General features: G+C 45.8%; 13 protein-coding genes. 9 read left to right on the top strand and 4 right to left on the bottom strand.

The genetic code is table 11. The annotated features are described in order from the left end of the window. The first annotated feature begins 16 nt into the window (after positions 1-16). Genes OCU56_RS11295 through tldD form a run of 8 tightly spaced genes read left to right on the top strand, consistent with a single transcriptional unit; the run spans position 17 to position 10,725 of the window. Positions 17-1,060 carry a rod shape-determining protein gene (locus OCU56_RS11295; protein WP_261873313.1) on the top strand — a complete coding sequence of 348 codons (1,044 nt, stop codon included), beginning with the start codon at positions 17-19 and terminating at the stop codon, positions 1,058-1,060. 48 nt (positions 1,061-1,108) lie between these two features. After that, positions 1,109-2,002: a rod shape-determining protein MreC gene (gene mreC / locus OCU56_RS11290; RefSeq protein WP_261873312.1), complete on the top strand. Its 894-nt coding sequence runs from the start codon at positions 1,109-1,111 to the stop codon at positions 2,000-2,002. Continuing rightward, entirely contained in the window at positions 1,992-2,480 is a 489-nt protein-coding gene (mreD, locus tag OCU56_RS11285; RefSeq protein ID WP_261873311.1) for a rod shape-determining protein MreD, read from the top strand. Before mreC ends, mreD begins: the two co-directional genes overlap by 11 nt. 3 nt (positions 2,481-2,483) lie before the next feature. Further along, complete coding sequence (locus OCU56_RS11280; protein ID WP_261873310.1) at positions 2,484-3,059, top strand: Maf family protein; 576 nt, start codon at positions 2,484-2,486, stop codon at positions 3,057-3,059. An 18-nt stretch (positions 3,060-3,077) separates the two neighbouring features. Further along, positions 3,078-4,547 (top strand): ribonuclease G, encoded by a 1,470-nt coding sequence (rng, locus tag OCU56_RS11275; protein ID WP_261873309.1) that lies wholly within the window; start codon positions 3,078-3,080, stop codon positions 4,545-4,547. An 8-nt stretch (positions 4,548-4,555) separates the two neighbouring features. Continuing rightward, the gene (locus tag OCU56_RS11270; protein WP_261873308.1) at positions 4,556-8,437 is read left to right on the top strand and encodes a YhdP family protein; all 3,882 of its coding nucleotides are present in this window, start codon (positions 4,556-4,558) and stop codon (positions 8,435-8,437) included. After that, a complete protein-coding gene (locus tag OCU56_RS11265; protein WP_261873307.1) occupies positions 8,437-9,276 on the top strand; it encodes a carbon-nitrogen hydrolase family protein in 840 nt (279 codons plus the stop codon). The genes OCU56_RS11270 and OCU56_RS11265 overlap by 1 nt, the downstream gene beginning before the upstream one ends. Before the next feature lie 3 nt (positions 9,277-9,279). Continuing rightward, on the top strand, positions 9,280-10,725 hold the full coding sequence (gene tldD / locus OCU56_RS11260) for a metalloprotease TldD (protein WP_261873306.1): 1,446 nt from the start codon (positions 9,280-9,282) through the stop codon (positions 10,723-10,725). Positions 10,726-10,828: 103 nt separating this feature from the next. On the opposite strand, the gene yjgA is transcribed toward tldD, so the two are convergent. Further along, on the bottom strand, positions 10,829-11,353 hold the full coding sequence (gene yjgA, locus OCU56_RS11255; protein ID WP_261873305.1) for a ribosome biogenesis factor YjgA: 525 nt from the start codon (positions 11,351-11,353) through the stop codon (positions 10,829-10,831). A 130-nt stretch (positions 11,354-11,483) separates the two neighbouring features. Between yjgA and pmbA the strand changes: the two genes are divergently transcribed. Continuing rightward, positions 11,484-12,827, top strand: a complete 1,344-nt coding sequence (pmbA, locus tag OCU56_RS11250) for a metalloprotease PmbA (RefSeq protein WP_261873304.1) — start codon at positions 11,484-11,486, stop codon at positions 12,825-12,827. A gap of 68 nt (positions 12,828-12,895) precedes the next feature. On the opposite strand, the gene mgtE is transcribed toward pmbA, so the two are convergent. The 3 genes from mgtE to rapZ form a co-directional block, all read right to left on the bottom strand. Next, positions 12,896-14,254 carry a magnesium transporter gene (gene mgtE, locus OCU56_RS11245; RefSeq protein WP_261873303.1) on the bottom strand — a complete coding sequence of 453 codons (1,359 nt, stop codon included), beginning with the start codon at positions 14,252-14,254 and terminating at the stop codon, positions 12,896-12,898. Between the two features lie 119 nt (positions 14,255-14,373). Further along, positions 14,374-14,646 (bottom strand): HPr family phosphocarrier protein, encoded by a 273-nt coding sequence (locus OCU56_RS11240; RefSeq protein WP_261873302.1) that lies wholly within the window; start codon positions 14,644-14,646, stop codon positions 14,374-14,376. Further along, on the bottom strand, positions 14,639-15,511 hold the full coding sequence (rapZ, locus tag OCU56_RS11235; RefSeq protein ID WP_261873301.1) for an RNase adapter RapZ: 873 nt from the start codon (positions 15,509-15,511) through the stop codon (positions 14,639-14,641). Before rapZ ends, OCU56_RS11240 begins: the two co-directional genes overlap by 8 nt.

The following is a 15,511-nucleotide window of genomic DNA, read 5'->3' as shown; positions in this document are numbered from 1 at the left end:
AGAAGAGCGCTTAGATATGTTTAAAAAAATTCGCGGAATGTTCTCAAACGACCTGTCTATCGATTTGGGTACAGCGAACACACTAATTTATGTAAAAGGACAAGGCATTGTCCTAGATGAGCCATCTGTTGTGGCTATTCGTCAAGATCGTGCAGGCTCAGCAAAAAGTGTTGCGGCTGTGGGTCATGATGCAAAACAAATGCTAGGGCGTACTCCTGGCAATATTTCAGCTATTCGTCCAATGAAAGACGGCGTAATCGCTGACTTTTTCGTAACTGAAAAAATGCTGCAACACTTTATTAAGCAGGTTCACGATAATAGCATCCTAAAACCAAGCCCTCGCGTATTGGTTTGTGTCCCTTGTGGTTCAACACAAGTAGAACGCCGTGCAATTCGTGAATCAGCATTAGGTGCTGGCGCTCGTGAAGTGTACCTAATTGATGAGCCAATGGCGGCGGCAATTGGTGCAGGACTGCGCGTTTCTGAGCCAACAGGTTCAATGGTGGTTGATATCGGTGGTGGTACAACTGAAGTTGCGGTTATCTCGCTTAACGGCGTGGTGTACTCATCGTCTGTACGCATTGGTGGTGACCGCTTTGATGAAGCCATCATTAACTACGTGCGTCGTAACTACGGCAGCTTAATTGGTGAAGCAACCGCTGAGAAGATCAAACACATGATCGGTTCGGCCTACCCAGGTGACGAAGTCGAAGAACTAGAAGTACGTGGCCGTAACCTTGCAGAAGGTGTGCCTCGTAGCTTTAGCCTAAACTCAAACGAAATCTTAGAAGCACTGCAAGAGCCTCTATCTGGTATCGTTTCTGCGGTAATGGTTGCACTAGAGCAGTGTCCACCTGAGCTAGCTTCTGATATTTCAGAAAACGGCATGGTTCTTACCGGTGGTGGTGCATTACTGAAAGATCTTGATCGTTTGCTAACAGAAGAAACGGGCATTCCTGTGGTTGTGGCTGAAGAGCCGTTAACATGTGTGGCTCGTGGTGGCGGTAAAGCGCTAGAAATGATTGATGTGCACGGTGGTGATCTATTCAGTGAAGAATAACTCTTGCACTGGGTTTCGCCTATTAGCAATAAAAACAGGTATTAAGGGATGAATCCAATCTTTGGCAGAGGCCCTTCTCTGCAATTGAGACTCTTTTTTGCCGTATTACTATCAGCCAGCTTAATGTTGGCTGATAGTCGTTTAGACGCCTTCTCAAATGTACGCTATGTGTTGAACAGCACGATAGCGCCCATTCAGTATCTTGCTGACTTACCAAGAAACATGTTCAGTGGGCTTTATGAACGTTTTAGTAGCAAGCAACAGCTTCTCATCACCAATAAAGCATTGCGTGAGGAGCTACTAAAGAGAAAAAGTGAACTGTCACTGTTAGCGCAATACAAAGAAGAAAACCAAAGGTTTAGAAAACTACTGGGCTCTACTTTTGTGCGTGATGAAAAGAAAGTGGTCACCGAAGTAATGGCGGTTGACTCCTCTTCATACCATCAGCAAATTGTTATTGATAAAGGCCATTTAGATGGGGTTTATCAAGGACAACCTGTGATAAACGAAAGTGGCATAGTAGGGCAGGTGATCAAGGTTGGGGCGCATAATAGTCGCGTACTGCTGCTCACCGATGCCAACTCAGCCATTCCGGTACAAGTGATTCGCAATGACATTCGAGTGATTGCCGCGGGAAGCGGTGACTTTACTCAGATCCACCTGCAACATATCCCAAGTAACTTTGACATCCAAGATGGCGATGTCTTGGTATCATCAGGTTTAGGCGGTGTGTATCCTGAAGGATACCCTGTGGCTACAGTAAGCAAAGTGACCATAGATAACCATCAACAGTTTTCCACTATAGAGGCCACCCCTGCGGTAGATTTTGGTCGCTTACGTTACTTGTTGTTGGTTTGGCCCCATCAAGTTGAACAAGATGTCTCTCTACAAGAAACACCAGTAGCACCAACTCCGGTAGTCGAGGTTCAAGATGGCGAATAGTGCCTTTGGTAGCAAAATGGTTATTTGGGCAACCTTCCTCGTTGCTCTTATTTTGCAAACAATTCCATGGCCTGGAACAATGGAAGTGTTGCGTCCTTCATGGTTAGTACTCATTACCTGCTATTGGGTTATGGCCGCTCCTCACCGCGTGAATGTAGGGACTGGATTGTTCTTAGGTCTAGTGTGGGATCTGGTGCTTGGCTCTACTTTGGGTATTCATGGCTTGATGATGGCTATTGTTACCTATTTAGTGGCGGTGAACTTCCTTGTGATCCGCAACATGGCCTTGTGGCAACAAGCCTTAGTGATGGCGCTGTTAAGTATGTTGAGCGTATCACTGGAGTTCTTTGGTGAGTTTGTGATTCAAGATGTGGTGTTTAACCCTAATTCATTATGGGTGGCATTAATCAACGCCATCTTATGGCCGTGGCTGTTCCTATTACTGCGTCGCGTGCGTCGTATCTGGCGAGTAAGGTAGGGCATGCAAAAATCTTTAATATTGGCATCTGCCTCACCAAGAAGACGAGAACTTTTATCTCAATTAGGCTATGAATTCAGTATACTTGTCAGTGATATAGAAGAAGTACGACAGCTAGATGAAACACCAACGCAGTATGTTCAGCGATTAGCTGAAAGCAAAGCAAAAACGGTTCTGCAACAGGCTCGCTCAAAGGGCATAGTAGCACCGGTCATTATCGGTTCAGATACTATTGTGACTCAAGGACAACAAGTATTTGAAAAGCCTCACTCCCTACAAGATAGCTTAGGGATGCTAGGTCAGCTTTCTAATGCACAGCATCAAGTAATGACGGCAGTATGCGTGTGTGATGATGACAAAACAGAAACCATCATTTGTATTACAGACGTGTGGTTTAAGCCTCTTAGCCCTCAAGAAATAGAAGATTATTGGCAAACAGGTGAACCATGCGACAAAGCAGGAAGCTACGGAATTCAGGGTATAGGTGGGAAGTTTGTCACTCGTATTGAAGGCAGTTATCACTCAGTCGTAGGGCTACCTTTATTTGAAACCGAACAGCTCTTGCACCAATTTTTATAAGTTTTAGAGGTGCGCGTGATGAGTGCAGAGTTATTGATCAACTCAACCCCTAGTGAAACACGGGTTGCAATGATCGAAGGCGGTGTCCTTCAAGAAGTTCATATAGAAAGAGAAGCCAGACGAGGTATTGTCGGCAATATCTATAAAGGTCGAGTCAGTCGAGTCTTGCCGGGTATGCAGGCAGCATTTGTGGATATTGGGCTAGATAAAGCGGCCTTTTTGCACGCCTCCGATATCGTGCCCCATACCGAATGTGTGGCAGAAAACGAAAAGAAACAGTTTAAAGTTCGCGATATTTCAGAACTGGTTCGCCAAGGACAAGACATCGTAGTGCAAGTGGTGAAAGATCCTCTTGGCACAAAAGGCGCTCGTCTCACCACAGATATTACTCTCCCTTCTCGTTACTTAGTCTTTATGCCGGGTGCAAGCCATGTGGGTGTATCACAGCGCATAGAATCCGAAAGTGAACGTAATCGACTTAAAAAAATCGTCGCCCCTTATTGCAGTGAGTCCGGTGGTTTTATTATTCGCACGGCAGCAGAAGGTGCCGATGAAAGAGAACTAGCACAAGACGCTGCTTTTCTTGAGCGCTTATGGGTAAAAGTGATGGAGCGTCGCTCTAAATACATCACTCGTTCAACCTTATACGGCGAACTGGGCCTTGCACCGCGTATTTTGCGTGACTTTGTGGGAACAGAGCTGTCTTTAATTCAAGTGGACTCTCGTTTGGTATACGAATCTTTACTGGAGTTTACCGAAGAGTTTGTCCCTGAATTAACCGACAAGTTGGTATTGTACGATGGTGATAAGCCTATTTTTGATCTGTACGATGCCGAAAGTGAAATTCAGCGCTCTCTCGATCGTAAAGTAACGTTAAAATCGGGTGGTTATCTGATTATTGATCAAACAGAGGCGATGACCACTGTGGACATCAATACCGGTGCATTTGTTGGCCGACGTAACCTTGAAGAGACCATCTTCAATACCAACTTAGAAGCCACCGAAGCCATTGCTCGTCAACTTAGACTGAGAAACCTAGGGGGTATCATCATTATCGACTTTATCGATATGATGAGTGACGAACACCGCAAGCGGGTGCTCAATTCCCTAGATATAGCCCTTAGTCATGACAGAGTAAAAACCAATATTAACGGTTTTACGCAATTAGGTTTGGTAGAGATGACCCGCAAACGTACTCGAGAAAGTATCGAGCATGTTTTATGTTCCGACTGCCCTAGTTGTGAAGGTAGAGGTTCGGTGAAAACCGTCGAGACCGTCTGTTACGAAGTGTTGCGCGAAATCACTCGTGTTAACCGCGCCTATGATGCGGATGAGTTTTTAGTTTATGCTTCTATATCCGTAGCAGAAGCCCTGCAAGGTGAAGAGTCTCATGCACTGGCCGAGTTGGAATTATTCATAGGCAAAGAAGTTAAAATTACCGCTGAACCGCTTTATGTCCAAGAGCAGTTCGACGTTATCATGATGTAGGTGGTTCATTGGCGTCATATTCTATTCGGCTAGAGCGATGCATTCTTTCGTTACTGGTTTTTATTTTTGTATCGTTAGCGGTGTTAGTCACCGCTTTACGTATTGCTCTGCCTCGTCTTGATCATTATCAACACGACATAGAACATTGGGTTAATAAAGCTTCTGGCCTTAACTTCACTATCGGTGAAGTACACGGCTATTGGAAAAACACCCACCCCTCATTATCACTCTCTGGCTTACAAGCGGATATCCCCAAAGGGGTAAAAGCGTTTTCCGTTGGAGAAGTGCGCGCCGAATTTGATTTGGTGGACTCCTTACTCAGTCTAAAACCGAAGCTCAGTGAGTTGACGGTGGACGGTCTGCACATTGATATCAGTGATATTGATATATTTCATCACAATGAAGACTCAGACCCATCGTCACAACAGGGTGAGCGACAACTGCTGTCCAACATAGAAGACTTACTACTTCGTCAATTAAGTGAGTTCTCCATTACTCACTCAACGGTAGTGTTTAAAGATGTGGCAGGAGAAGTGCGTGAAGTTGAAATTGACAAATTAAGCTGGAATAACAGCGGCAATCGTCACCGTGCCGATGGTGTCGTCAGCCTTAAAGATGTGCAATTAAATAGTGTCAGCGTTATTGCCGATTTTACCGACATTGACGGATTCTCTGATATTAGCGGGAATTTTTACCTGCAAGGGAACAACTTTAATATCATCCCTTGGGTATCCCCTTATCTTGCCGATGACATAGTAATTGATAAAGGGCGAATCAGTTTAAATACGTGGATCTCTCTTAAAAATAATCAACCGGTGGATGCCTATTTAGAATTATCCCCGTCTCGTCTTGAGTGGCGTGATAAACACCATAAAAAGAACTCCATTGCGATAAAAAGTGGGGTGATGAAACTAGACCCTACAGAAGATGGCTGGCAGTTAAATGGGCAAGACTTAGCCTTTAGTTCCAACGGCAAGCCATGGCCTGAACTTACTGTGGCATTTCAATGGGCACCAGAGCGTTGGCGATTAAATGCCAATCAACTCAGTATTGGTAGCTTGAAGCCAGCACTAGACTTATTCCCCGACATGCAAAAAACCGAGAAATGGGTCAATACCGTTAATCTCGGAGGCACAGTACAAGATATTCGAGTTTCGATGGGCAAAGGCATCGATACCCTGCGCTATTCTGCCAAGATCAAAGATGGACGCATGAACTATTGGGATTTAATTCCCGGTTTTCATACTTTAGAAGGGCAAGTGTTTGGCCGTTCCGATCTGGCTAAAGCAACACTAATGTTAATTGATGACACCCTTCCATATGGTGACGTGTTCCAAGCGCCGTTAAAAATACGTCAAGCGGAAGCGGACATTGTTTGGCAGTCAGACGACGACGGTTGGCGACTCTGGTCTGACAAAATTACCGCCGCCACTCCCGACTTACAGGTGCTAGGGGCGTTTAAACTCGATTTTCCTAAGCAAGCTCCTGCTTTTTTATCTTTTTACGCAGAAGCCGACTTACTTAATGCCGGAGAAACTTGGCGTTACTTGCCAACATTGGCTCTGGGACGCGGACTCACGGATTACCTGTCTGCGGGTATTCAAGGGGGCACAGTTAAAACGGCTAAGTTGCTTTGGTATGGGGAGTTACCTCATTTCCCATACACGCATAACGATGGGGTTTTCCAAGCTTGGGTGCCTTTACGCAAGACGAAGTTTAGCTTTAGTACCGCGTGGCCACCCCTCACCGACATGCAACTTGACCTGTTGTTTGAAAACGAAACCATGTTTTTGGACTCAAAAGACGCCAAGTTACTCAATATTCACGCGGATCGCATCTCGGGACAAATCCCGAAAATGCACGGCGATGGGCATATAGAATTGTTTGCTGCCGCTAAGGCAGAAGGCTCTGATGTACGAGACTACATGAGTGCCACCCCATTAGTGGGCTCGGTAGGTGCTGCCTTAACCACCATTGATATCAAGGGTCAAGTGGACTCTCAGTTCCAACTCTACATTCCATTTAGTGAAAGTGAGGAGTCAAGGGCGTGGGGCTATGCGGATCTGCACGATAATAATATCAATATCACTGCGCCACCTATGATGCTGAAAAAAGCCACTGGACGAATTGAGTTTGATAATGACGTCGTGCGCTCTTCTGGGTTAAAAGCCCGAGTTTTAGATCAGCCGATAGCCTTGGATTTTACTGGGCAAAATGCCGATTCTAGTTACGACACTCGCATAGATTTAATTGGCGATTGGAGCATTAAGCCACTAGAGCCGTACCTTGGTAAAACGTGGCTAGAACCTATTTCTGGTCATGCGCCATGGAATATGGGCATTGACTTACAAATCAATGATGTAGGCTTTACCTATCAAATAGATGCCAAGTCTAACTTGACCACTTTGGCCAGTCGTTACCCTGCGCCAATGAACAAGAAAAAAGGACAGAACTGGCAAGCTCGTATGCAAGCATCGGGCAACCAAGAGTCTATTTCGGCGCGTCTGCAACTGCCAAATGCAAAATTCCAAACGGAAATTGACATCAGTAAGGGCAAGCCATTATTGAAAGCCACCAATACCATTATTGGTTCTGGGAGTTTCCGTGTTAGCCCAATTGTCGGCCATCACGCTTCTTTGCGTTTACCAAAGTTCAATTTGGATCAGTGGCTAGATGCACTAGATAGGCCGGACGTAGGTCCTAAACCTATTGTCAGTGAACTGAACGCTCCAGAATTTCCTATGCCACAACGCATTCGGGTGCAAACCGGCAGTTTCACCGTGGGCGGTTTAGACTGGGATCGCGTCAATTTCTCTGCGCGTAATCGAGATAAAACATGGGATTTTGATTTGGATAGCTCGCAAGCGAAAGGTAAGGCCCGTTATGATGGCCAGAACCTTAATGTGAACTTGTCTAAACTGCAGCTCTATTTAGCCGATGCGGATGAGCCAAAACAGAAACCAAAACAAAGTAAAAAAACTGAGCCACCTCGTCCGCTTATTTCTGACTTTGATCGAGCCTTCTTTGCCAAAGTGCCGGACATGAATCTGAACATTGATGACTTTTGGATGCAAGGTTACAAGGTAGGTAAAGTCGATGCCGCCATGAAACACGAAGGGCATCGAATCGTATGGGACAAGGCCAATTTAACCAGTGGTCAATCAAGTTTATTCGCTAAAGGCTGGTGGACGCTCACCGATAAACAAAGCAACACCCATTTAAGCTTTGATATGAAAGGGGAAAACAACTCTGAAATCATGGCGCGTTTTGGTATTGATTCTGGTATTCAAAAAGCACCGTTTGAGTTTAAGTCCTCATTAGACTGGCAAGGATCACCGTGGAACATGCGAGTGGATACCGTGAATGGTTCTTTAGATGCTAAGTTTGGTCGCGGGGTGATCTCCGATGTGGGGGGGGCCGCTAAACTATTAGGTATGTTTAGCTTAGATTCTCTCATTCGTCGTATGCAGCTAGACTTTAGTGATGTGTTTGATGATGGCCTAGCGTTTGACTCGATTCAAGGCACTGGCAAGGTCGAAAATGGCATATTTGTCACCAACAACCTTAAAATGGACTCTATTTCTGGGGATATGACTATTCGTGGTTTGGCGAACCTAAACACGCAAATGGTTGATGCAGAAGTGACATTCAAACCAGACGTCACATCGGGCATCCCTATGTTGACGGCATTTGCCGTGGCACCGCAAACGGCGCTATATGTTTTGGCAATCAGTACCGTGGTCGCCCCTGTTATTGAGGTTATTACGCAGGTGACTTATGAAATCAAAGGTCCGATGAATTCACCTCAAGTAAAAGAGAAGTCACGACGCAAAGGCGACTTTGAAGTACCCAAGCAACTTCGCTCTGAATCAAAGGGAAATAAGTCATAATGAATCCAGCAAAAATAGGCTTAATTCAAATGACATCCACCAATGATGTCATGAGCAATTATCGTTACATAGAACAACAAGTGAACACGCTTGCTAAGCAAGGGTGTCAGCTTATTGTGACCCCAGAGAACAGCCTGCTTTTTGATAATATTCACGGCTATCAAAGCATAGCCGAGCCACTTAACGCTGGTGAGTATCAGACAAAATTCTCCCAACTGGCGAAACAGTTATCGGTATGGATTGTCGTGGGCTCTTTTCCAATTAAAGCCAATGATAACAAGCTGTATTCTACCTGCTTAGTCTTTGATGATAATGGCGCTTTAGCTGCTCATTACAATAAGATGCATCTATTTGATGTTGAAGTGGATGATAAGCACGGCTGTTATCGCGAGTCCGACTGCTTTGAGCATGGCACCCAGCCAAGGGTGGTGAAGACCCCGTTTGCTACACTGGGTTTATCCATTTGCTACGATCTTAGGTTTGCTAATTTGTATAACCTACTTACCCAGTCTGGAGCCGAAGTGTTGTTGGTTCCTGCTGCATTTACTTTTATTACCGGTGAGGCTCATTGGGAAACGCTTCTGCGCGCAAGAGCGATTGAAAATCAAGCTTGGGTGATTGGTGTTGGTCAATGTGGTCAGCATTCAGCCAATCGACAAACCTGGGGGCATTCTATGGTGATAGACCCTTGGGGTAACGTCGTTACTAAAGGGGGAAAAACCCCGTGCAATATAGTAGCGGATATTGAATTACAACAAGTGAAGCAAGTTCGTAAGGCCATGCCTGTCGCTTCACATCAGAAAATTTCTAGCCTCATAACGCATGAGGAAAATGAGTAAATTATGACAATTGAACAAGTAGAACAAGAACTGCTAGCTCCCACAGGCATTACCGAGCAAGAGGTCAGTGATACCCTCTCTTTAATCGCTACTCGAGACGTTGATTATGCCGATGTCTATTTCCAGTCAAGCTGGCATGAGACTTTGATTCTGGAAGATAGCATCATTAAAGATGGTTCTTTTAATATTGATCGCGGTGTTGGTGTGCGCGCTGTGAGCGGTGAAAAAACCGGTTTTGCTTATTCTGATCAAATTCAATCGGATAGCTTAAAGCAAAGTGCGATTGCGGCTCGTGGCATTGCGAAACAAGGACAAAGTGCATCGGTGCAGACCTTTTCTCGTCATAGCTCAAGTGCCAATTACTCAACCGCTAACCCGCTACAAAGCCTTGAAAAACAGCAGAAGATCGATCTTTTAAAAGAGCTAGATGTTTACATTCGCACCAAGGAACCTTTGGTGAGCGAGGTAAATATTAGCCTTAGTGCCGTGTATGAGCAGGTGCTTGTTGCAGCCACAGACGGTACTTATGCCAGCGATATTCGACCATTAGTTCGTTTATCTATTAGTGTCTTAGCGCAACGAGGCGAGCGCCGTGAGCGTGGTTCATCAGGCGGTGGCGGTCGTTATGACTATCAACACTTTATGAGCACCGAAGGCGATAAAACCGTGGCTATTCATATGGCTGACGAAGCCATTCGTTCAGCTCTTGTTGCTCTAGAGTCCGATGCCGCACCTGCGGGCGCTATGCCGGTGGTACTGGGTGCAGGTTGGCCGGGCGTATTACTTCATGAAGCGGTAGGTCACGGCTTAGAAGGAGACTTTAACCGTAAAGATGCTTCTGTTTTCTCGGGTAAGGTCGGCCAAAAAGTGACATCGGATCTGTGTACCATTGTCGATGACGGCACTTTGTTAGATCGTCGTGGTTCGGTGAATATTGATGATGAAGGGGTTGCAGGACAATACAATACGCTGATTGAAAATGGCGTATTGAAGGGGTACATGCAAGATAAGTTGAACGCGCGCTTAATGGGCGTTGCGCCAACGGGGAACGGTCGCCGTGAATCTTTTGCGCACCTTCCTATGCCTCGCATGACCAATACTTATATGCTGCCTGGTCAGCACACCCCAGAAGAGATTATCTCTACGGTGAAAAAAGGTCTGTATGCGCCGGGTTTGGCGGGTGGTCAGGTTGATATTACTTCAGGAAAATTTGTCTTCTCAACCTCGGAAGCCTACTTAATCGAAAACGGTAAGATCACCCGTCCAGTAAAAGGGGCGACGTTGATAGGCTCTGGTATTGAGGCGATGCAGCAGGTCTCTATGGTTGGTAACGATCTGAAAATAGACCGAGGTGTGGGCGTGTGTGGTAAAGCAGGGCAGAGTGTGCCGGTAGGCATTGGTCAACCGACTCTGAAACTGGATACTATGACGGTTGGTGGTACTGAGTAGCCTCAATAAGAGAGACGCAAAAAAATGCCTCACAACCTTGAGCACGCTTGTGTCATCAAGGTAGTGAGGCATTTTTTAGATAGAGCCGAGGAATCGGTGTTATCTAGGCTTCGCTATTTAGCTCTTTGAGGATTTGAAAAATCTCACGGTACGCCTTTGGCGGCTTATTGGCGGTTTTCTCTTTGTTCGCTTGGCGTGCCAACTGGCGTAAACGCTGTCTATCGGCTGTTGGGAACTGAGAGAGAACTTCAGTAATCGCCGCATCGCCTTCTGCTACTACACGATCTCTTAGTAACTCCAGTTTGTGCAACTCAGCCGATGCTTGCGAGTGTTTGTTGCGATACTTATCAATAGCAGCTTGCAGAGGCTCAATGTCAATCTGTCTCATGACCTTGCCAATGTATTGCAGTTGACGACGTTTCGCTTCATTTTTAAAGCGTTGCGCGTCTTTAATTGCGTCAGCAAGATCTTCGGGCAATGGAAATTTATCCAGTACAGCGGGTTTTAGTTCAACAAGCTCTTCGCCAAGCTTTTGCAGGGCTTCCATATCTTGTTTCATTTCGGTTTTACTAACCCAAATGATCTCTTCTTCTTCTTCCCAAGGGGCTTTCTGGTTTTTTCTGGCCATAATCTGCTCTTAGTTGCTTAATTCTTAGTGCGTATTTCGCATAATATCGGTTATTTTAACAAACAAATTGGGGTGAATGCGAAAAGCTTGTTATTCTAACCTGAATTACCTGCCAATAATTGATTTAACTATGGACGCTAGACAACAAATTGCCCAACAAAAAGTAGAATTAGAACATGCGGTCGCAAAAGCGCTAAGTTTGGCTTCGGCTCAAGCTGATGGTGCTGAGGTTGCGATCAATAAATCTACCGGTCTCAGCGTATCTACTCGCATGTGTGAAGTGGAAAACGTGGAGTTCAATAGTGATGGTGCTTTAGGGATCACGGTATACAGAGGTCAAAAAAAGGGAAGTGCATCCACGTCTGATCTTAGTGAAAAAGCCATCGCCCAAACCGTTGCTGCGGCCTTAGATATCGCCAAGTATACTTCTGAAGATCCTTGTGCAGGTCCTGCTCCTGCAGAGTTGATGGTTAAAGAGGTGCAAGATCTCGACTTATTCCACCCTTATGAACCTAACCCTGATCATATCGCCCAAATAGCTATTGAAGCGGAACAAGCGGCTCTGGCCTACAGTGACGACATCAAACAAAGTGATGGTGCGAGTTATGATACCCACTTTGGTATTCGAGTTTACGGTAACTCCCACGGCGTATTAGCCAGTTACCCATCCAGTCGTCATAGTGTCAGTTGTTGTGTGATTGGCGCTGGTAAAAATGGGGATATGGAGCGTGATTACAGTTATAGCGTTTCCCGTAGAGCCGAAGACCTATGGTCTGCCAAAGAGGTGGGTTTAAAAGCCGCTCAGCGCACGATTCAACGTTTAGATGCTCAGCGCATTGCCACAGGCCAATACCCGATAATGTTTGCGGCGGAAGTGGCGACAGGTTTAATGGGGCACCTTGTTGGAGCAATTAGTGGTGGCAGTCTTTATCGCAAATCGTCTTTTCTCTTAGACCACCTTGGCAAACAAATTTTGCCTGATTGGTTTAACGTTAATGAAAAACCGCACCTATTAAGAGGCTTAGCATCCACACCGTTTGATAGTGAAGGGGTGGCAACGCAAGATCATGAAATTATCAGCGATGGTAAATTAGCGACTTATCTGCTCACCAGTTATTCGGCGCGTAAACTTGGCATGACCACAACAGGACACGCGGGTGGTATTCATAATTGGTTTGTACAGTCGACAGGTCAAGACTACCAAAGCATGTTGAAGGAGCTCGGTACGGGCTTCTTGGTTACTGAATTAATGGGGCAAGGCGTCAATGGTGTCACGGGGGATTACTCTCGTGGTGCAGCCGGTTTCTGGGTGGAAAATGGCGTGATTCAATACCCAGTGTCGGAAGTGACCATTGCGGGTAACCTAAAAGAGATGTTCCAGAAAATAGTGGCCGTGGGCAGTGATGTGGAAACTCGCTCGCAAATTCAAACGGGCTCTATGGTTATTGAGTCAATGAAAGTGGCAGGGGTGTAGAGCTTGCTCTTTTAAAAAGTCGCCATACAAAAAAACGAGCCAATGGCTCGTTTTTTTATGTGTTTTTTTTACAACAAGAAGACGGTCGCCAGTCCCAAAAATACCGACAGGCCGATAACATCGGTAATTGTGGTGAGAGCCATGCCTCCGGCAAGGGCGGGGTCAATTTTCATTTTCTTCAACACCACAGGCACGATAACTCCAGCTACACCGGCCACAAAGAGGTTGGTGAGCATCGCTCCAGAGATAATAAACCCGAGCATCCAATCGTGTTTCCAAAACACCACAATAGCGCCAATAATCAGTGCCCATAATATGCCATTGAGGAAACCAATAGCGGCTTCCTTCATGAGCAGTTCTTTACGGTTACTGTCACCAATATGCCCTAAAGCAAGGCCTCGAATTACCAGTGCCACGGTTTGGTTGCCAGCCACACCGCCCATCGACGGTACTATGGTCATCAATACTGCGATAGCGGCCATTTGTTCGAGAGTGGCTTCAAACATATTGGAAACCGATGCGGCCGCTAAAGCAGCTAATACGTTAGCCCCTAACCATACGCTACGACGACGCGCCGATTTAACGACCGGAGCGAAGGTATCTTCATCGTCGTCAAGGCCGGCCATACTCATCATAGAGTGCTCCGCATCTTCACGAATAATATCCACCACATCATCAATGGTAATACGACCAACTAGGTGTTGATTTTCATCGACTACAGGAGCCGATACCCAGTTTCGACGCTCAAATAAGCTGGCGACATCGGTATCACTGAGTTCTACAGATATGGCTTCATCAGCATCATCCATAACATCAATAACCGGTACATCAGGTTGAGTGGTGAGTAGAGTGGTGAGGGAGAGGTGGCCGATTAATCGATCATCACTATCAATAACGTATAGCGCATCGGTGGTTTCTGGGAGTTCCCCTTTCATTCGCATATAACGAAGCACCACATCAATATCAACATCACCACGAATGGTGGTAACGTCGGTATTCATAATTCCGCCAGCAGTATCTTCAGGGTAGGAAAGGGCGGTTTCTACCCGCAGCCTGTCGGCGGCGTCCATCTGACCTAATACTTGTTGCGAAACATCGTCAGGCAAACTACGAAGTACGTAAGCAACATCATCGGTATCCATGCCTTCGGTGGCTTCAGCCAGTTTACCCGGGGCCATTTTGGAGACGAGGTTATCTTTAACGTCTTCGCTTAACTCATCAAGAATATCACCATAATCTTCAGGGTCGGTGAGTTGCCAAAGCACTTCACGACTTTTACGGGGTGAGGCTTCTAAGAGGTGAGCAATATCCTCAGGCTCCATGCTTTGCAATTGACGTCGAACAAAGACAAAGCGGCCATTGTCCAGTGCGTCACTAACTTCTTGAAGCGTTTGGTGGGCTTGATCAAACTCGATCTGTTCCGCCATTATTTGCCTCCGTTAGATGTGTTCACTGAAAAAGATATAAAGGATATTAGCTTATTTTATGGTGAGGGTTAATAAGTTATTGAAGCTCAAACTAATATTTCCTTTTAGGGACAAGGAAATTATTCACTTTCGTCAAATTTTTCTTCAATTAGCGCACAAATGGCCTTGAGCGCTTGTGGGGCTTGCTTGCCATCAGCGGTTACAGTGACGTATTCCCCTTGTGCGGATTCCAACATAAGTAGCGCCATAACACTGTCGGCATTGGCACTGTTGTCTTCGTTTTGTAAGGTGACGTTAGCATCGAAACTCTGTGCTAGTTGCACCAGTTTCATGGCTGCCCGAGCATGTAATCCGAGTTTATTGACGATGAGTAAGGTACGAGATTCAATCACTTTGTTTCTCTAATTGATTGTGACGAATAAGCACTCGCTGACCTTGTTTTAGAAAGTACTCGCCAATTTGTTGGGTGAGAAATACCGAACGGTGTTTGCCGCCAGTACAACCAATAGCAACAGTGAGATAGCTGCGATTGTTCTTTTCTAAAGAGGGGAGCCAACGCTCGATAAAAGCTTGGATTTGCTCTTTAAGTTCAACCACATCCTCGAAGCCGTAGAGGTAGTCTTTAATCGGTTTATCAAGCCCGGTAAGTGCTCTAAGTTGTGGCTCCCAATGAGGATTTGGTAAAAATCGCACATCGAAAACATAGTCCACATCAGCAGGTAAACCGTGTTTAAAGCCAAAGGATTGAAAGACCATCACCAACTCTTGACCATCGCGACCTAAAATACGTTTGCGTACTAATTCGCTCAGCTCATGGAGAGACAGTCTACTGCTATCAATCACCAAATCCGCCTGCTCTTTCAAGGATGAAAGCATCTGCTTTTCTTCGACAATGGCTTGTTGTAATGAGCGAGAGTCTTCCAGTAAAGAGAGTGGGTGAATACGCCGTGTTTCACTATAGCGCTTAATTAAACACTCTTGACTGGCTTCGAGATACAGCACGGTAACTTGAATGCTATCATCTAAGGTTGTAAGCACTGCCGCCACTTGGCTTGGGTTATGTGGTAAGTTTCGAATGTCGATACTTACCGCAACCTTGGTTTGTTGTGGGCTGAGGCCATCCACAAAAGCGCTTAATAGGTTGACGGGCAGATTATCGACACAGTAGTAGCCAATATCTTCAAGAGCGCGTAAGGCGACACTTTTCCCACCACCAGAGTTACCACTGACAACAACAAGTTGATGCGCACTGAACAT

The organism is Vibrio rarus (genome assembly GCF_024347075.1).
In the GTDB taxonomy this organism is placed as follows: domain Bacteria; phylum Pseudomonadota; class Gammaproteobacteria; order Enterobacterales; family Vibrionaceae; genus Vibrio; species Vibrio rarus.
The sequence above is the reverse complement of the archived record's forward strand: the minus strand, read 5'-3'. Positions and strand labels throughout refer to the sequence as shown.

Bases quoted from the DNA above. Each gene is read 5' to 3' on its own strand.
- OCU56_RS11295 (WP_261873313.1), top strand. From the start codon at position 17: ATGTTTAAAAAAATTCGCGGAATGTTCTCAAACGACCTGTCTATCGAT.
- mreC (WP_261873312.1), top strand. From the start codon at position 1,109: ATGAATCCAATCTTTGGCAGAGGCCCTTCTCTGCAATTGAGACTCTTT.
- mreD (WP_261873311.1), top strand. From the start codon at position 1,992: ATGGCGAATAGTGCCTTTGGTAGCAAAATGGTTATTTGGGCAACCTTC.
- OCU56_RS11280 (WP_261873310.1), top strand. From the start codon at position 2,484: ATGCAAAAATCTTTAATATTGGCATCTGCCTCACCAAGAAGACGAGAA.
- rng (WP_261873309.1), top strand. From the start codon at position 3,078: ATGAGTGCAGAGTTATTGATCAACTCAACCCCTAGTGAAACACGGGTT.
- OCU56_RS11265 (WP_261873307.1), top strand. From the start codon at position 8,437: ATGAATCCAGCAAAAATAGGCTTAATTCAAATGACATCCACCAATGAT.
- tldD (WP_261873306.1), top strand. From the start codon at position 9,280: ATGACAATTGAACAAGTAGAACAAGAACTGCTAGCTCCCACAGGCATT.
- yjgA (WP_261873305.1), bottom strand. From the start codon at position 11,353: ATGGCCAGAAAAAACCAGAAAGCCCCTTGGGAAGAAGAAGAAGAGATC.
- pmbA (WP_261873304.1), top strand. From the start codon at position 11,484: ATGGACGCTAGACAACAAATTGCCCAACAAAAAGTAGAATTAGAACAT.
- mgtE (WP_261873303.1), bottom strand. From the start codon at position 14,254: ATGGCGGAACAGATCGAGTTTGATCAAGCCCACCAAACGCTTCAAGAA.
- rapZ (WP_261873301.1), bottom strand. From the start codon at position 15,511: ATGTTCAGTGCGCATCAACTTGTTGTTGTCAGTGGTAACTCTGGTGGT.